Annotated in this window: 18 protein-coding genes and 1 riboswitch; of the genes, 11 read left to right on the top strand and 7 right to left on the bottom strand. The window is 67.7% G+C overall.

All coding sequences use genetic code 11. From position 1 onward, the window contains the following. The first annotated feature begins 57 nt into the window (after positions 1-57). A complete protein-coding gene (locus ABG80_RS12315; RefSeq protein ID WP_058087919.1) occupies positions 58-1,530 on the top strand; it encodes a cytochrome P450 in 1,473 nt (490 codons plus the stop codon). On the opposite strand, the gene ABG80_RS12310 is transcribed toward ABG80_RS12315, so the two are convergent. After that, on the bottom strand, positions 1,499-2,386 hold the full coding sequence (locus ABG80_RS12310; RefSeq protein ID WP_058087918.1) for an NAD(P)-dependent oxidoreductase: 888 nt from the start codon (positions 2,384-2,386) through the stop codon (positions 1,499-1,501). The genes ABG80_RS12315 and ABG80_RS12310 overlap by 32 nt on opposite strands. A 243-nt stretch (positions 2,387-2,629) precedes the next feature. On the opposite strand from ABG80_RS12310, the gene ABG80_RS12305 reads away from it, so the two are divergent. Continuing rightward, positions 2,630-3,625, top strand: coding sequence for a sensor domain-containing diguanylate cyclase (locus ABG80_RS12305; RefSeq protein WP_058088174.1), 996 nt, complete (start codon positions 2,630-2,632; stop codon positions 3,623-3,625). 368 nt (positions 3,626-3,993) lie between these two features. On the opposite strand, the gene ABG80_RS12300 is transcribed toward ABG80_RS12305, so the two are convergent. Together ABG80_RS12300 and ABG80_RS12295 are read right to left on the bottom strand one after the other, a co-directional pair. Further along, entirely contained in the window at positions 3,994-4,341 is a 348-nt protein-coding gene (locus ABG80_RS12300) for a cell division protein ZapA (RefSeq protein WP_058087917.1), read from the bottom strand. Beyond that, complete coding sequence (locus ABG80_RS12295) at positions 4,338-4,586, bottom strand: cell division protein ZapB (RefSeq protein WP_058087916.1); 249 nt, start codon at positions 4,584-4,586, stop codon at positions 4,338-4,340. The genes ABG80_RS12300 and ABG80_RS12295 overlap by 4 nt, the downstream gene beginning before the upstream one ends. Before the next feature lie 50 nt (positions 4,587-4,636). Further along, a riboswitch (cobalamin riboswitch) is annotated at positions 4,637-4,885 on the top strand. Between the two features lie 68 nt (positions 4,886-4,953). On the opposite strand from ABG80_RS12295, the gene ABG80_RS12290 reads away from it, so the two are divergent. Genes ABG80_RS12290 through ABG80_RS12250 form a run of 9 tightly spaced genes read left to right on the top strand, consistent with a single transcriptional unit; the run spans position 4,954 to position 13,211 of the window. Continuing rightward, a complete protein-coding gene (locus tag ABG80_RS12290; RefSeq protein ID WP_152987608.1) occupies positions 4,954-6,810 on the top strand; it encodes a TonB-dependent receptor domain-containing protein in 1,857 nt (618 codons plus the stop codon). A gap of 8 nt (positions 6,811-6,818) precedes the next feature. Continuing rightward, a complete protein-coding gene (locus ABG80_RS12285; RefSeq protein ID WP_058087914.1) occupies positions 6,819-7,391 on the top strand; it encodes a bifunctional adenosylcobinamide kinase/adenosylcobinamide-phosphate guanylyltransferase in 573 nt (190 codons plus the stop codon). Then, positions 7,388-8,302 carry an ABC transporter substrate-binding protein gene (locus ABG80_RS12280; protein ID WP_235513841.1) on the top strand — a complete coding sequence of 305 codons (915 nt, stop codon included), beginning with the start codon at positions 7,388-7,390 and terminating at the stop codon, positions 8,300-8,302. Before ABG80_RS12285 ends, ABG80_RS12280 begins: the two co-directional genes overlap by 4 nt. After that, on the top strand, positions 8,299-9,258 hold the full coding sequence (locus ABG80_RS12275; protein WP_058087913.1) for a FecCD family ABC transporter permease: 960 nt from the start codon (positions 8,299-8,301) through the stop codon (positions 9,256-9,258). Before ABG80_RS12280 ends, ABG80_RS12275 begins: the two co-directional genes overlap by 4 nt. Continuing rightward, positions 9,255-10,034, top strand: coding sequence for an ABC transporter ATP-binding protein (locus ABG80_RS12270; protein WP_152987607.1), 780 nt, complete (start codon positions 9,255-9,257; stop codon positions 10,032-10,034). The genes ABG80_RS12275 and ABG80_RS12270 overlap by 4 nt, the downstream gene beginning before the upstream one ends. Positions 10,035-10,077: 43 nt before the next feature. Next, positions 10,078-10,647, top strand: a complete 570-nt coding sequence (cobO, locus tag ABG80_RS12265; protein ID WP_058087912.1) for a cob(I)yrinic acid a,c-diamide adenosyltransferase — start codon at positions 10,078-10,080, stop codon at positions 10,645-10,647. A 3-nt stretch (positions 10,648-10,650) separates the two neighbouring features. Further along, positions 10,651-11,706 carry a nicotinate-nucleotide--dimethylbenzimidazole phosphoribosyltransferase gene (gene cobT, locus ABG80_RS12260; protein ID WP_058087911.1) on the top strand — a complete coding sequence of 352 codons (1,056 nt, stop codon included), beginning with the start codon at positions 10,651-10,653 and terminating at the stop codon, positions 11,704-11,706. Between the two features lie 7 nt (positions 11,707-11,713). After that, positions 11,714-12,628 (top strand): adenosylcobinamide-GDP ribazoletransferase, encoded by a 915-nt coding sequence (locus ABG80_RS12255; protein WP_200964310.1) that lies wholly within the window; start codon positions 11,714-11,716, stop codon positions 12,626-12,628. Between the two features lie 25 nt (positions 12,629-12,653). Next, on the top strand, positions 12,654-13,211 hold the full coding sequence (locus ABG80_RS12250; RefSeq protein ID WP_235513854.1) for a histidine phosphatase family protein: 558 nt from the start codon (positions 12,654-12,656) through the stop codon (positions 13,209-13,211). Here ABG80_RS12250 and clsB read toward each other — a convergent pair. The 4 genes from clsB to ABG80_RS12230 all read right to left on the bottom strand — a co-directional run bounded on the left by clsB (position 13,205) and on the right by ABG80_RS12230 (position 16,730). After that, a complete protein-coding gene (gene clsB / locus ABG80_RS12245; RefSeq protein ID WP_083506050.1) occupies positions 13,205-14,533 on the bottom strand; it encodes a cardiolipin synthase ClsB in 1,329 nt (442 codons plus the stop codon). The two genes, ABG80_RS12250 and clsB, sit on opposite strands and share 7 nt — an antisense overlap. A 3-nt stretch (positions 14,534-14,536) precedes the next feature. Beyond that, positions 14,537-15,346 (bottom strand): endonuclease/exonuclease/phosphatase family protein, encoded by an 810-nt coding sequence (locus ABG80_RS12240; protein ID WP_058087910.1) that lies wholly within the window; start codon positions 15,344-15,346, stop codon positions 14,537-14,539. An 86-nt stretch (positions 15,347-15,432) separates the two neighbouring features. After that, positions 15,433-15,909 carry a dihydroneopterin triphosphate diphosphatase gene (gene nudB, locus ABG80_RS12235; RefSeq protein WP_058087909.1) on the bottom strand — a complete coding sequence of 159 codons (477 nt, stop codon included), beginning with the start codon at positions 15,907-15,909 and terminating at the stop codon, positions 15,433-15,435. Continuing rightward, positions 15,906-16,730 carry a CsgG/HfaB family protein gene (locus ABG80_RS12230; RefSeq protein WP_407638753.1) on the bottom strand — a complete coding sequence of 275 codons (825 nt, stop codon included), beginning with the start codon at positions 16,728-16,730 and terminating at the stop codon, positions 15,906-15,908. Before ABG80_RS12230 ends, nudB begins: the two co-directional genes overlap by 4 nt. Positions 16,731-16,802 lie beyond the last annotated feature (72 nt).

Below are 16,802 nucleotides of genomic sequence, written 5' to 3'. Positions count from 1 at the left end.
AATCGGATGGCGGCCGCTGCCAATGACGGTTCGCAGCGGACCAGGCACCATCTGCCCATGAGCACCGCTTCCCTCCAGCGTCCCGCCTTGCGTACCCTTCGCGACCTGCCTGGGCCCCGTCCATGGCCCTTGGTTGGCAACGTGTTCCAGGTCAACCTGCATCGCATGCACCAGAACCTGGCCGATTGGGCCAACGAGCACGGGCCCTTCTTCCGCGTGCAACTCGGTGGGTTCAAGATCCTGGTCGTCACCGACGCCGAGCTGATCGGTCAGCTCCTCAAGGACCGCCCCGACACCTTCCGCCGCCCCTCGCGCATGCAGGCCATCATGCGCGAGATGGGCATCCCCGATGGCGTGTTCATGGCCGAGGGCGAAACCTGGTCCCGGCAGCGCCGCATGGTGATGGCCAGCTTCGCGCCTCAGCAGGTCAGGGCGTACTTCCCGTCTTTGCTCAAGGTGGCCCACCGCTTGAGGCAACGCTGGCAGTTGGCTGCCCGCGAGCAGCAGCAGGGCGCGCCTGGCCTTGACCTCCAGGCCGAACTCATGCGCTTCACCGTGGACGCCATCGCGGGCCTGGCCTTTGGCACCGAGGTCGACACCCTGGGCTCGGACGACGACGTCATCCAGCGGCACCTCGACAAGATCTTCCCGGCGATCTGGCGCCGTGCGCACGCGGTCTTCCCATATTGGCAGCACGTCAGACTGCCCGCCGACCGCGCACTCGACGACAGCATGCGCGTGGTCAATGCCGCGATCCGCCGGTTCATCGACGAAGGCCGGGTGCGCCTGCAGGACCCATCGCGGCGTGCCTCGCCGCCCAACCTGCTGGAAGCCATGATCGTTGCCGCCGACGAGCCCGACAGCGGCATGACCGACGAAGACGTGGCCGGCAACGTGTTCACCATGCTGCTGGCTGGCGAAGACACCACCGCCACCAGCCTGTCGTGGATGCTTGACCTGCTGTGGCGTCACCCGACGGCGCTGGCGCGTGCGCGCGCTGAAGTCGATCGCGAATTGGGTGAGCTGGGCGACTGGGAGACCGACGACCTCGGTCGCCTGACTTGGCTCGAGGCGTGCATCCACGAAAGCATGCGCCTCAAGCCAGTGGGGCCGTTCAACGTCGTCGAGGCGCTCAAGGACACCGTGGTCGGCGATGTCGCCATCCGGGCTCGCACCCCCGTGCTGCTGCTCATGCGCCACGACACCCTGCGTGACGACATCTTTCCCCAGGCCGCCAGCTTCATGCCGGAGCGCTGGTTCACCGAGCACACCGAGCTGGCGCCGGCCAACGCCAAGCGGGTGTCCATGCCTTTTGGCAGCGGGCCTCGCATCTGCCCCGGACGCTTCCTGGCCTTGCTGGAGATCAAGCTTGCTGCGGCGATGATCCTCAAGCACTTCGACCTCGTCGGCATCGACACACCGGACGGCCTGCCGCCCGAAGAGCACATGGCCCTGACCATGGTGCCCGTGGGCCTGAGGTTGCGCTTGCAAGAACGCGTCAGCGCCCGTGAGGGCCTTGGCGCCGCTTGAGCTCGCAGTAAAGCCCCGACTGGTCGAGGTCGGCGAAGCCGTGATCGGCCGCCTGGGCGTATAACCCGGTCAGGGCGGCGGTGATGGGGGCGTCCATCTGCATGCCTGCGGCGGTGTGCATTGCATTGCGCAGGTCCTTGAGCTGGATGGACAGCGAGCCGCGCTTGGCGAAGTCGCCCTCGACCATGCGCTGGCCGTGCACCTCGAGGATGCGGCTTTCCGCGAAGCCTCCGCGCAAGGCTTCCCGCACTTTGGCTGGGTCGGCACCACCGCGTTCGGCCAGCAGCAGCGCCTCGGCCACCGCACCGATGGTGATGCCCACGATCATCTGATTGGCGAGCTTGGTCAATTGACCCGAGCCAGTGGGCCCCACGTGCACCGGCCGACCCAACACCGCCAGCACCTCGCGTGCGCGCTCGAACGCTTCCGCAGGGCCGCCGACCATGATCGCCAGCGTGCCGGCTTCGGCGCCCAGCGTGCCGCCCGACACGGGGGCATCCAGGGCGACGACGCCTGAAGCGCCCAGGCGGTCAGCGTGATCGCGGGCCTGCTCAGGCAGTATCGAGCCCATGTCGATGAACAAAGTGCCCGAGCGCATCGTGTGGATGGCTGAGCTCGGGCCCGCATCGAACAGCACCTCGCGCACCGCATCGCCGTCCTGCAACATGGCGATGACGATGTCGGCTTGGGCGACCGCCTCGGCTGGCGATGACGCCACCGTGGCGCCATCGGGCAACAGGGCGTCGGCCTTGGCTCGTGTTCGGTTCCAGGCGCTGAGGCGGTGGCCGGCGGCAAGCAGGCGGCGGGCCATGGGCTGGCCCATCAGGCCGCATCCGAGCAACGCGATGTGTGACATGCTGGCAAACTGTGGCGACCCCGGGGACGCCGCGGATGTGGGAAAGCGCGTATTGTCCCGCATGGCTGCTTCGTGGTTTCCTGCCAGCAATGTGTGACATATGTCCTGCATGGCAGGGAAATACAGGACCGATCCCTCGTTTGAAGGACAGTCACGCTGCGCAAATTCGGCGAACATTGACGCGGCAGTTCCTCCACGTCAGGGGCGCCTGGCGCTCAAGCCGATGACACAATTCCAATGACCATGGCCGAATCCCTCGCTCCAGGCTTGCTTGACGTTTCTGCGCTGCAAGGCGCCGTTCTGAATTCGCTCGACCATTTCTCTGTGGCCGTGACGGTCAAGGACCTGGCCAGCGGTCGCTACGAGCAAGCCAACGCATCTGCCGCCCGCATGCTGGGCCTGGAAGGCCGCGACCTGGTTGGCGCGCAAGACGCCGAGCTCTTCGATGCCACCCTCGTCATGGCCTTGCGTGCCGCCGAACAACAGGCCCGCGCCACGCCATCCGGCGTGATGGCCGAGCACAAGCTCGAGATCGGCGGCACCCGCCGCGATTTCCTGGCCTGGCGCCAGGTGGTGGGTCAGGCCGATGGTCAGGCTCGCATGGTCGCCATCTGGCAGGACGTCACCGATGCGCGCCGCCGCGAAGCCCAACTGCAAACCGCTCTGGCGCAACTCGAGCAACAGCAGAAAACCAACGAAACGCTCCGCCGCGACGTCGAAGGCAGTCAGGTGCGCGACGCGTTGTCCGGCCTCTATCACCGTGCCCACTTCGAAGAGCAGCTTTGCCGTGAGGCCGACCTCTCCAGCCGTGAGCAGCGCGAGTTCGCACTGGTTGCCATCGCCGTCGACAACCTCGACGAGATCCGGCAGAACCACGGCCTCGATGGCTGCGAGCGCGTCATCGAAGCCCTGGGGCGCCTGCTGCGTGCGGGCACCCGTGCGATGGACGCACCTTGCCGCCTGGGCGGCGACCGCTTTGTCGTGCTCTTGTCGGGCGTCGGCCTGGCGACCGCGCACTCGCGCATGGAGCAGCTGCGTCGCCAATGCGCGCAGCACATCGTGGCGCACAACGGCCAGCAGATCCCGTTCACGGTCAGCATGGGCGTGGCCAGCTTCCCGCACACCGCGGGGCTGGTCGATGAGCTCATGCGCAGCGCAGACCGCGCCTTGGCCAGCGCCCGCGACAAGGGCGGCAACCGCATCGTGTTGGCCAGCATCCAGTTCACGCCGGCCAACTGAGCGCGGCGGCGCAGGCCGCCAGGGCATGCCTGTCCACCCAACGATCGCCCAAAGAAATCGGCCAGACCCTTGCGGTGTCTGGCCGATGGAGACGAGGTCCGCCGAGAACTGGTTGCCGCATTCCTGAACCCAGGGGGATTCAGGTGGGCGAGGTCAGCAGCACTTCGGGTTCATCTGACGCGAGATGATCGCACCCGTGCGCAATGTTCCAAGCCCTGGCTCCAAGAGCATCGGTTCAAGGAAATAAAAACAACCACGAACCCGACGGACGAGCCCATTCTACGTGGACTCGCACCGATCAGGTCAAGCACTTGCCGCTGTTTTGCACGCTTGAATCGGTGCTGTTGTCACGATCGGCGGGGCGCAGATCAGATCAGGTGGCCGTCCTGGCCGAGCACCTGGTCGATGCGTGCGACGAGCTGATCCACGTACTCGGGCGAGGGCAGGGGGCCCAGAGGCGATGGCTCGTTCGTGGCCTCGGCCTCTCGGCTTGTCACCATGGGAGCGGGGGCAGCTGGGCGCTCGACCAGGATGTAGGCCAGGTTCAGCGCAGCCAGCACGGCGATGCGTTCGCGCGCTTTGAGCTTGCCGCTGTCTCGGATGGCGCACATCTCGCGGTCCACCTGCGAGACCGCTTCGCGCAGGCGCTCCTCACCGCCTTCCGGGCAGCCCAGGCGGTAACTCTGTCCCATGATCGAGACTTCGATTTGCTTCATTCTGGTCGGGTGTCGGTGGCGGTCTGATCGCCATCGGGGTGTTCGGTTTCGGCGACCGGCAGCGGCAGCTTGTCGAGCAGCGCATCGATGCGCGAGCGCGCTGCGGCCAGCCGCGCCTTCAGGGACTCGCGCTCTTGCGTGACGACGTGCACCTGTTGCGCCAGCAGCGCATTGGTGCGGCGCAGCTCCTCGTGGCGCAACAGCAGGCGCTCGATGCGATCGGTGAGTTCGTCGATGCGGGACATGGTGTGCCGAGGCGGGTGAAGGAGGGGCTCGCTGGCATTGTAGGCGCCCTTACAATTTGCCCGTTGGTGCTCGCGCCGGGGTTCTTGCTCGGCGCAGTTAAACGGGAAGCAAGCAGGGGGCGCGCCATCAGCGGCGTCCACCTGACTTGCGCTGCCCCCGCAACGGTCGGCGATCGAGCCCGAGCAACCCCCAGTTGCTCGCTCCGCCTGCGCTCCTCAGCCACTGGGCCCATGGGCCTGGGAAGGCCGCGCAGGTTGCATAGCCCAGCCCGGATACCGGCCAGCAAGGGGTGCGTGCGTTCGCGCGCGCCATGTCGCCCAGGGTCTGCGGGGAAGCTGGCCAGGGCCTTTGTCTTTGCCTTTTCCCGTGAAATCCATTCCTGTTGCGCGCTTGTCCCTGAGCGCCCTGTCTTGCCTTGTTCTGCTGGCCTGGTCGCCGTCCTCCCTGGCGGATGAGATCGTGCCAGAGGTCGTTGTCACCGCCACGCGCGCACCCGTTGACCGTGCCCGTGTCCTGGCCGATGTCTCGGTCATCACGCGTGAAGACATCGATCGCTCGGGGGCCATGGACCTGGCCGATTTGCTCGATCGTCAACCGGGGCTGACATTCAGCAACAACGGTGGCCCAGGCACCTACACCGACGTGTTCGTGCGGGGAGCCAACGCCCGCTTCACCGCTTTGCTGGTCGATGGTTTGCGCGTGGACTCTCAGAACTTGCAGGGCGGTGCGGTCTGGCAAGGCATCCCGTTGTCGCAGATCGATCGCATCGAGGTGGTGCGCGGCGCCGGCAGCGCCCTGTATGGCTCTGACGCCGTCGGCGGCGTGATCCAGGTGTTCACGCGCAAGCCGGTCGATGGCGTGGTGTCCTTGGCTGGTGGTTTGACTTTGGGCTCGCACGGCACTGTCAAGTCCGATGCCACGGTTTCCGGCCGCCAGTCCGGCTTTGACTATGGTTTGACCCTTGGGGCAGAGCGGGCCAATGGCCGTTCCGTGATCAACAACCCCAGCAGCCCGGATTGGCGCGTCGATCGTGACGGGTACGGGCAGTCTTCGGCTCAGGCTCGCCTGGGGTGGCAGTTGCTGGCTGGGCATCGGCTGGAAGCTTTGGCTGGGCGGCATCGCACGCGTGCCGACTTCGATGACCGCTACGCCAGCGCAGATCAGGACTCTGTTGCCACCACGGTGATCCGCACGTCGCAGGTTGCCTGGCTGGCCGATTGGGTGCCCGGGCTGAAGGCCCAGTATCGATTGGGCGAGAGCAGCACGGAGGTCCTGTCGGAGTCGAGTGGGTACCTGCGCGCCAAGACCCGCACCCGCACTGCCCTGGCGCAGCACGATTGGCAGCGTGGGCCGCATGGCGTGCAGGTGCTGCTTGAGAACCGGGTCGATCGCATGAGCGCGGCTTACGACGGCAGCTCCTCCTTCGAAGGCCCGGAGCCTCGGCGCGATCAGTTGGGGCTGGGACTGGGTTATGCCTGGGATCAGGACGGCTGGGTTTTTTCAGCGCGAGCTCGCCAGGATGACGACAGCGAATTCGGCGTGCACCACACGGGCACCGTGGCAGGCGGCTGGCGCTTTGCCCCGGGCTGGATGGCTCGTGTGAGTTACTCGGAGGGTTTCCGGGCGCCCACGCTGTACGAGCGCTTTGCCCAATACGACGGCAACCCGGATTTGAGGGCAGAAACATCGCATGGCAGCGAGGCCGCCATCAGCTGGCAACGAGGTGCCGATCTAGCATCGGTGACCGCCTATGACCAGCGCATCAACCAGCTCATCGAGTACTCGATGAGCCAGTTCCAGTACTTCAACGTGGGTCAGGCGCGCCTCAAGGGCTTGACCTTCGCTGCTCAAACGCGTTGGGCGGGCGCCAACTGGTCGGGGTCATGGGACTTGCAAGAGGCCCGCAACGAGCAGACGGGTGAACGCCTGATTCGTCGCCCGCGCTACCACGGCAACCTGTCGGCCGACACCGATCTGATGGGCTGGACCGTTGGTGCTCGCTCGAGATTCGTTGGCGGGCGCAGCGACATCGATGGCGATTCGCTGACCGTTCACAACGGGGGCTACGTGACCTGGGGAGTGTTCGCCTCGCGTCAGCTGGCACCGGGCTGGCAGCTGCTGACCCGCGTGGACAACGTGTTCAACAAGCGCTACGAGGTGGCTCGCGACTACGCGGTTCCTGGTGCGTTTGCCCAGGTGGCGTTGCGCTACCAGCCTCGCTGACACCTGCCATGTCGGCACCGCAACACCACCTCATCCTGGGCGGCCAGCGCAGCGGAAAGTCCCGTCATGCCGAGCGCCTGGCGCGTGCGTGGCTTGAAAAGGATGCTCGCCACGAGGTGGTGGTCGTGGCCACGGCCATGTCCAGCGATGACGAGATGCGCGAGCGCATCGAGCGGCATCGGCGTGACCGCGATGCGGCCTTTCGGGTTGTCGAGAGCCCTTTTCATCTCGGTCAGGCTGTTCGCGGCGAGGCGGCTCCTCATCGTTTGATCGTGGTCGATTGTTTGACCTTGTGGGTCAGCCAGGCGCTGATGCCAGACTGCCATGGCGAGCAGTCCGCTGCGTTGCCTCAGTGGCCGCACTTGCGCGAGGATTTGCTCGGCGCCATGCCCGGCCTGGCCTCACCGCTGGTGCTGGTGTCCAACGAGATCGGCGCAGGCGTGGTGCCGCTGGGAGCCGACGTTCGCCGAGTGGTCGATGAGTTGGGACGCCTGCATCAGGATGTTGCACAGCGCTGCGCTCGCTTGACCTGGATGGTGGCTGGCCAGCCCTTCACGCGCGACGTGGAGCGTTGGTCGTGAACGCGCTGTCCTGCGCCGGTCGAGTGCGCCGATGGAGGCGGGTCATCGCGTGCCTGGTGGGTTGGTCCATTTTTGGGGCTGCGCATGCCGCAAGCCATCGCCTGGCCATCGTGGACGATGGCGGCTCGGCCGTGAGCCTGCCTGCCCCGCCTGCTCGCATCGTTTCGCTGTTGCCTTCTTTGACCGAGGCGGTCTGTGTTCTTGGAGGCTGCGATCGCCTGATCGGCGTGGACCGTTGGTCCAACTGGCCTGATCAGGTCAAGAAGCTGCCGCAACTGGGCAGCCTGGACGAGGCCCCGCTCGAGCGCATCGTCGCGCTCAAGCCAGACCTGGTGCTGCTGGCGCCTTCGTCGCGCGTGGCGCCGCGCTTGCGGCAGTTGGGTTTGACGGTGGCCGAGCTCGATGCCCGCGACCTGCCGGGCGTGGAGGGGCTGCTTCACAAGGTGGCAGCTTTGTTGGGGCAACCTGAGGCCGCAACCCAGCGGTGGGCGGCCATGCAGCGAGAGCTGCAAGAGGCTGCTCGCTCGGTGCCTGCGCCCGCGCGAGGTCATGCGGTCTATGTCGAAATCAGCAGCGCCCCGCATGCGGCGGGCGAGTCCTCGTACATCGGGCAGATGCTGAGCCAGCAGGGTGCGCGGAACATCGTGCCGGCTTCGCTGGGGCCGTTCCCAAAGCTCAACCCGGAGTTCGTGGTGCGGGCCAGGCCAGCGCTGGTCATCGTGGGGGCCGGTGAGGTGGCGGCTTTGCGCCGTCGCCCTGGTTGGTCGGCGATCCCGGCCGTGCGAGATCAACGCATCTGTGCTTTGCAGCCGCTTGAGATGGATGCCTTGTCGCGCCCCGGACCTCGCCTGCCTGAGGCGGCCCGGGTGCTGGCCAATTGCCTGAACCGGGCCTGGAGCGTGAAGCCATGAAACCCGTCTGGTGGCTGGCGCTGGTGTTGATGGGGCTGTGTGGCCTGGGTGCGCTGGTGGGCGCCGATGGCTGGCGCTGGCCATCGGCCTTGTGGCGCGAGCCGGGCTTGCTTGAGCTGGCGATGGACATCCGCCTGCCGCGCTCGATCGGGGCTGCGGTGGTGGGCGCTTTGCTGGGTTTGTCGGGTGCCATCGCGCAGGGTTTGTTTCGCAACCCGCTGGCCGAGCCGCACCTGCTTGGCTCTGCCGCCGGTGCGGGGTTGTGCATGGCCGCGGCCATCGCGCTGGGTTGGGTGTCGGGCGAGGCCGGGGCTCGGCTGGGCCTGACAGGGCTGGCCTTTTTCGGTGCCATTGGCGGGGTGTTCCTCACGCTCACGCTGGCACGAGGGGCGGCGCAGACCTACCGCCTGCTGCTCGCGGGCGTGGTGGTGGGCGTGGTGCTGGGGGCGTTCACGCAGTGGATCATGCTTGGCTCGGCCGAGGCTTGGCGAGCGATGCAGGCCTTCATGCTGGGCAACACGGCCTTGCTGGGCTGGCCCGCTGTGTGGGCGATGGCTGGCGTGTGGCTGGTCGGGGTGCTGTTGGCGATGGGGCTTGCGCCGGTGCTGGATGCGCTGAGCCTGGGTGAAGACACCGCACGCAGCCTGGGTGTGCCTTTGGGTGGCTCGCGCGTGGCGCTCGTGGCGGTGCTGGCGGCCTGCACGGCGGCCGCCTCGGCACAGGCCGGTTTGATCGCTTTCATCGGCCTCGTGGCACCGCACCTGGTGCGGGGCTGGGATGGCGGGCGACACCGCGTGCGCCTGCTGGCGGCCAGCTTGATGGGTGGGGCGTTGTTGCTGTCGGCCGACCTGCTGTCTCGGGGCTTGTTGCCCCCTCAGGACGTGCCGGTGGGTGTGCTCACGGCGGTGCTGGGCGGGGGCTACCTGCTTTGGCGATTGCAGCGGAGTGCACCATGAGCCAGGGGCTGTTGTCTTTGCGTGCCGTCAGCGCCACCAGGGGGCATCGCACCGTGGTCGATCGGGTCGACCTGAGCCTCCATGCTGGCGAATGGGTGGCCCTGGTGGGCCCCAATGGCGCGGGCAAATCCACCTTGCTGCAGTTGGCGGCGGGGTTGCTGGTGCCGGCTGCGGGCGAAGTTTGGCTGGGTGAGCGCGCCCTGGCCGCCTGGCCCGACCGCGCGAGGGCGCGCCAACTGGCCTGGCTGGCGCAATCACCCGAGGCCGATGCCGACATGCTGGTGCGCGACGTCGTCGAGCTGGGCCGATTGGCGCACCGGGGCTGGCTGGGGTGGGGTGGCAAGGCCACAGTGACCGATCGGTCTGTGGTCGACGAGGCCATGGGTCATGCCGACGTTCGTGCGCTGGCTTCGCATCGGTTGGGGCGCTTGTCGGGCGGCGAGCGTCAGCGGGTGCACCTGGCCCGCGCCCTCGCGACCCAGGCCCCGGTGCTGTTGCTCGACGAGCCGCTGGCCCACCTGGACCCGCCCCATCAACGTCACCTTGCCCGGGTCATGCGGCAAGCGGCCAGGGCGGGGCATGCGCTGCTCAGCGTCATGCACGAGCTGCCCATCGCGCTGAGCGCGGACCGGCTCGCGGTGATGGGGGGCGGGCGCTTGTTGGCCTCGGGGCCTGCGTCCGACCCAGCGGTCCGCGCCGCCTTGTGCGAGGTGTTCGACCACGCCATCGAGCTGCTCGAAGTCGACGGGCGCTGGACCGCCTGGCCCCGGCTTTGACCTTCCTTTCACCTTGATTTGCGTCCAGCCGGACAATCCCACCATGGACATCCAGAACCCACCCACCGAAGCCCCCCAGCAACGCGAGAAGGCCGAGCGCCGAGGCCTGCTCATCGTCAACACCGGTGATGGCAAAGGCAAGAGCACGGCCGCCTTCGGCCTGGCCCTGCGCGCCCATGGCCGCGGCAAGCCGGTGCGCATCTTCCAGTTCATGAAGGTGCCCAGTGCGCGTTTTGGCGAGCACCGCGCCCTGGAGCAACTGGGCGTGCCCATCGAAGGCCTGGGCGATGGCTTCAGCTGGAAGAGCAAGGACCTGGAGCACTCGGCGCAACTCGCGCGCGATGGCTGGGCCCGTGCCCGCGCCGTGATCGAAGCGGGCGAGGCCTTCCTGGTGGTGCTCGATGAAATGACCTATCCGTTGATCTACGGCTGGGTGCCGCTGCAGGAGGTGGTCGATGCCTTGCGCTCGCGGCCCTCGCACGTGCACGTCGTGATCACCGGGCGAGATTGCCCGGCCGAGGTCATCGAGATCGCCGACACGGTCAGCGAGGTGCGCAAGGTCAAGCATGCCTACGAGGCAGGCATCCCGGCACAACGCGGCATCGAGGACTGAGGCATGGCAGAGCTCCGCTTGCCCGAGCTGGCCGATTTGCGCGATGGCGTGCTCGCCGCTCGCTTGCAGCGCCTCATCGACCACAAGACCAAGCCCTTGGGCTCGCTGGGTCGAATCGAGTCGCTGGCCGTGCAGATCGGGTTGACCTTGCGCAGCGAGCGCCCGGTGCTGGTTTCTCCCCAGGCGGTGGTGTTCGCGGGCGACCACGGCCTGGCGGCGCGCGGCGTGTCGGCCTTTCCGTCAGACGTGACCTGGCAGATGGTCGAGAACTTCCTGGCAGGAGGCGCAGCCATCAGCGTGCTCGCGCGCCAGCATGGCCTGGCGCTCACGGTGGTGGACGCGGGGGTTGCCAAGGAACTGGCGCCGCGCCCGATGCTGCAAAGCCGCAAGGTGGCCCTGGGTACAGCCGACTGCAGCCGGGGCCCGGCGATGACGGCGGCGCAATGTGCTCAGGCGATTGAACAAGGTGCCGAGGTCGTGCGCAGCCTGCCGGGCAACGCCGTGTTGTTCGGTGAGATGGGCATTGGCAACACGTCCATCGCCGCCTTGATCATGGCTCGCCTGACGGGCCTGCCCCTGGCGCAATGTGTGGGCCGGGGCACCGGGCTCGATGAGCCAGCCGTGCAACGCAAGCTCGCCATCCTGCAAGAGGCCCTGCTGGCCAACGCCGACGCGCACGAGCCCCTGGCTGTGTTGCGAGCCTTCGGTGGCTTCGAGGTGGCCATGATGTGTGGCGCCATGCTCGAAGCAGCGGCACAGGGCCGCGTCATCGTGGTCGATGGCTTCATCGCCACCAGCGCCTTGCTCGTGGCCCATGCGCTGCAGCCGCTGGTGCTGCAGCGCTGTGTGTTCTCGCACCAGTCCGACGAAAGTGGCCACGCCCGCATGCTGGCCCACCTGGGCGCCGAGCCCTTGATCAAGCTGGACCTGCGCCTGGGGGAGGGCTCGGGCGCGGCCCTCGCCTGGCCGCTGCTGGAGTCTGCCTGCCGCATCCTGCGCGAGATGGCGAGCTTCGAGTCGGCCGGTGTCAGCAGCGCTGGCACCGACCCGCAGGCCTGAGATCGACATGAGCCACGCGACACCACCACGCGGCCCGCTTGCAGCCCTGTCCTCGGCCCTGGTGCACGAGTTGCGCCTGTTCTGGCTGGCGCTGCAGTTCCTCACGCGCGTGCCGGTGCCGGCCTGGGTGGGCTGGCAGCCCGATTGGATGCCGGCGAGCATGCGCCACTTTCCTCTGGTCGGTGCGCTGGTGGGCTTGTTCGGTGCGGCGGTGCTGGCGCTGGCCTCTGCCTGGTGGCCGCCGAGCGTGGCCGTGGGCCTGAGCATGGCTGCCACCGTGTGGCTCACCGGCGGTTTTCACGAAGACGGCTGGGCCGACACCTGCGACGGCCTGGGCGGTGCTGTGAGCCGCGACAAGGCGCTGCTCATCATGAAGGACTCGCGCCTGGGCACCTATGGGGCGCTGGGCCTGATCCTTTTGCTGGGGCTCAAGGCCGCGGTGCTCGTCGAGTTGCTCACGCCCCGCGTGCACGAGCTCGACAGCGCCCGCACCAGCCAGATCCACCACGTGCTGCTGCTGTGGACGTCGATGGGCCTGATCTGGGCACATGCGCTCTCGCGCCTGGTGCCGGTCGTGCTGACCCGTTTGCTGCCCTATGCAGGCGATGCCGAACACGCCAAGGCCAAGCCCCTGGCGCTGGCCGTGGCCACACCGCACGTGTGGGCCACGGTGGCCAACACCGGGGTGGTGGCAGCGGCGATGGCCGTGTTCTTCGTGCTCGACGGCTGGCCTCTGCGCACCCTGGGTCAGGCTCTGGCCTGGGGCCTGCTGGGCGCCGCTTTGGTGTTGGCCTGGTGCCTGGTTTGGCTCAATCGTCGTTTGGGCGGCTTCACGGGCGACACCCTGGGCGCCAGCCAGCAACTCGCCGAGCTGGCCACCTTGCTGGCCTGGTTGCACGTGGTGCACCCTGTGGGCGGATGAGCCGGGTTGGCGTGGCTGCGTGAGCATGGTCGACATGCCGTTGGTTTTCACTGCCTGGCGCCACCCGCGCCCGATCGGCAACGAGGGGCGCTGCATCGGCCGCACCAACTTGCGCGTCGACCCGCGAAAGGCCCGGCGACTGGCGCGCCGCATCCATCGGCATGCGCTGCAGCACGGCCTGCCTCGCGTGGCTTGCACCTCGTCGCTCATGCGTTGCCATGCAGTAGGGCGTCACCTGCGCAGCCTGGGCTGGCGACACGTGGTTGATGACGCCTTGCTGGAGGCCGACTTCGGCACATGGGACGGAAAAGCCTGGGCACACATCGCACGCGATGACGTTGATGCCTGGGTCGCGGACTTCCTGCATCACCGCCCGGGCGGCGGCGAGAGCTTGCAGCAGGTGCTGCAACGGGCCGCAAGTTGGCATCCTCCCGAACCTGGTGTGAGCGTCGTCGGCCATGCTGGCTGGATGCTGGCGCGTCGCTGGTTGCAAACCCATGGACCAGGGCAGCCGCCCACTCAGGCATCGCAGTGGCCCAGGCCGCCGGCGCACGGGCAAGCCTGGTCGCTGATGGCTCAGTAGCGTCGCGTGGCGCCTGCCAGCCGCAGGTAGGTCCGCGCCAGCCAGCTGACCACGGCTCGCCGCGCTCGCGCCACCCAGCCAGGTTGGCTGTCGGAGGCGGGGGCGGGCACCTCGCGGCTGCGCGAGAAGTCCTCGTCCAGCGAGGTCGACAGGGTGCGCACGAAGGCCCGGTCCTTGATCACCAGGTTGCCTTCGAGGTTGAGCACCAGCGACAGCGGGTCGAGGTTGGACGAGCCCACCGTGGCCCATTCATCGTCCACCCTCAGCACCTTGGCGTGCAGGAAGGCGTCCTGGTACTCGAAGATGCGAACGCCGTGGCGCTGCAGCTCGTGGTAGAGCACCTGGGCCGCGACCCCGGCGATGCGGTAGTCAAGCTTGCCCTGCAGCAGCAGGCGCACCTGCACGCCCTTGGAGGCCGCGTGGCGCAGGGCCAGGCGGATGGCGCGGTGCGGGTAGAAGTAGGGCGTGACGATGTCGATGCGCTCGCGCGCCTGCCGAATGGCTTGCAGCGAGGCGAGCTCGATGGTGCGACGCTGGCGCAGGTTGTCGCGCATGACAAAAGCGCAGCGCGAGCCGTGCAACAGCTGCGCGGCTTGCTCGACGCGCCCTTGCTCGCGCGGAGACAGGCGCATGCGCGCCTGGTCGAGCAGTCGCTTGAAGCGGCGGAACTTCTGCAGGTCACTGGCTGCCTTGGGCAACTGAGGCAGCTCATCGCGCCAGTCCACACCGAACTGCGCACGCGTCCAGATGGCCCGCACCGCGTGCAACATGGGTGTGATGGCAGGGCCGCTCACGTCGACGGCGTAGTCCAGTCGAGGCTGCTGTGACCAGCCATGGTGCAGGTCGTGGCGGTCGTCGATCAGGTTGATGCCGCCAATGAAGGCCTGACTGCGATCGATGACCGCGATCTTCAGGTGCATGCGCCGCCATTGGCTGGTGTCGAACACGAGCGCACCCAGGCCCCGCGTGGGGCGGTAGGTGGCCAGCTTCACCCCGGCCAGCGTCAGGTCCTTCCACAGGCTGGCCGGTGCATCGCGAGAGCCCAGCCCATCGACCACCAGGTGCACCGAGACGCCGCGCCTGGCGGCCCGCATCAGGGCCTGCAGCACCCAGCTGCTTTGCCCCTGTGGCGAGACCATGTAGAACGCCATCCACACACTGTGCTGAGCAGCGTTGATGCGGTCGCGCAGCGCAGGAAAGAGCTGCTCTCCACCTTTGAGCAGGCGCACCTCGTTGCCGCCCGTGAACACAGGACGCCTCTGAACGTACCAGGCCAGGCCTTCGAGCGTGTCCAGGTCGGCATCGGCCGGCGACACCTGCATCGCTCAACCCAGCTCGAGTTCGACCACCAGGGGCAGGTGGTCCGACAGCCTGGCCCAGGTGCCACCGCGGGGCACCATCACCGAGGTGCAGCGCAGCCCGCGCGTGTAGACCCGGTCCAGCGACAGCACCGGCACGATCGACGGAAAAGTGGGCACGCGCGCCATGTCTGCGGTGCAAGCGCGAACCAGGCCGGCATCCGTGAAGACTGGGTCCAGCTTCTCGCTCCAGTCGTTGAAGTCACCCGCGATCACCACCGGCGCGTTCGCGGGCAGCGATTCGTGAACCAGGCGGGCCAGGCGCTCTGCCTGGCGCACGCGGCTGGCGTGGATCAGCCCCAGGTGCACCACCACCACGTGCACCTCGATGCCCCGCCACCGCACCGGCACGTGCAGCAGCCCGCGCTGCTCGAAGCGGTGGTCGGACACGTCGTGGTGCCCGATGTCTCCGATGGGCCAGCGCGCCAGCAGCGCGTTGCCATGTTCGCCACCGCGCGTGAAGGCGTTGGTGCGGTAGGCCACCTCGTAGCCTTCGGGGGCCAGGTAGTCGGCCTGCGGCTCGGCGGGCCAGGCCATCGGCCCGAACTGCGTTCGCGAAAACGTCCGCGCCTCTTGTTCGTTGAAGCGCCGGACCTCTTGCAGGCAGACGATGTCGGCGTCCATGGCCTCGACAGCCAGGCCCAGGTTGTGGATTTCCAGGCGCTTGGACGGACCCATGCCGCGCACGCCCTTGTGGATGTTGTAAGTCGCCACGCGCAGGCAGGAGGAGCCCTGGGTCGACGGCGGCAGCAGCGAAGACTGAAGCGGGTTGAGCACGGTCGTCAGCAGAGGTGCGGGGATTCAACCTTACCCGAAGTGGGGTGGTCCACGGCGCGCATCTGGGGGCGGGTTCCCCGTGGTTTTCATCGGTTCCGCAACTGCCGGGGCAGCATCAAGATGGCCTCCGCGTTGGAGGGCGAGAAGCAACGGTCGGCCGCCGCTTGCCAGGGCAGCCAGGCGTGCTGCGTGTGCTCGCGCGGCGCCAGCCTGATGGGGATCTCGCGCGGCACCTGCAGGCTGAAGACCCGCTCGGTGTTGTGTGTCACCCCCGGCGCGTAGCGGTGGCGCCAGACGGGGTAGATCTCGTAGATGTTCTCCAGCGCCCAGTCTCGCAAGGCCGAGGCGGGCACTTCGGGCGAGCCGACGGCGATGCCGGTTTCTTCGCCCACCTCGCGGATGGCGGTCAGCGCCCAGTCTTCGTCCAGGTGGTCTTTCGATCCGGTCACGCTCTGCCAGAAGCCAGGTTGTTTGGCTCGCTCGATGAGCAGCACCTCCAGCTCGGGTGAGTGGATCACCACCAGCACGGACTGCGGGATCTTGTGGGCGGGTTCCTGGCTCATTGAGGTCGGGTGTGGGTGGCCACAGGGGGGGGCAGTTGGCGAGCCTGCAAGGCCTGGACCTGGTTGACGAGCTTGTTGTGAGCGTCGTAGAAGGCCGCGGCGATCACCTTGCCTTCGTTGGTGTTGCTCCAGCCGATGCCGCCGAGCCCGCCTGCGCGACCTGCCACCAGGCCACCCAGGCCCAGGTCGGTGCTGCGCGCCGATCCGGTGGCCGCGGCCAGTTGCTCCGTGGTCTCGTTGTCGGTCAGCAGCAAGGCCACTTGCGCTTCCTTGAGCTTGACCTGCTCGAGCAGGCCCACCAGCCCGGCGATGTCGCGCAGCACCGGGATCGAGCCGACGATGCCAGCCAGGCCGCGGCCGGCGTCTTCTTCGCTGAAAGTCAGGCTGGGCGTGAGGGTGAACTGGGCTTCGTAGCCCTTGCCCTTGCTCACGGTGCTGTTGGAGCGGACGATGCCGGCTTCCTTGAGTTCGCTTTCCTGGATGGTGCTGCGCAGCCCGGCGGCGCGGTCCACCACGCGGAAACACCCGCTTTGCTGAGCGATCAGCTTGATCAGGGGAACGGGCGAGGGCGGCAGCTGGTAGCTGCTGCGCATCGTGTAGCCATCGGGGTTCTCGGCCAGGGCCAAGGTGGCCACGGGGGCCGCGCAGGTCACCAGCCCGCTGTCAGCGCCTTGTGCGCCTTTGGGGCCTGCCGAGCCCGTCACCACGGAGCTGCCCTGGCCCAGCTCGGTCGAAGCCTGAGGCGGTTTGGCGTCCTTGCAGGCGCTCAGCGCCAGCAGGCAAAGGGGCATCAGGCAGGTGGCAAAGCGGATGGTTGACATGGGGGGCTCCTGTGTGAATGTGTTGGGTCTGCTTGAGCACGCCACCGTGCGCGTGTGCGGCAGGTGCAAGGG

This window comes from Aquabacterium parvum (genome assembly GCF_001447195.1).
Classification (GTDB): domain Bacteria; phylum Pseudomonadota; class Gammaproteobacteria; order Burkholderiales; family Burkholderiaceae_C; genus Aquabacterium; species Aquabacterium parvum.
This window is presented reverse-complemented; position numbering and strand designations above follow the sequence as displayed.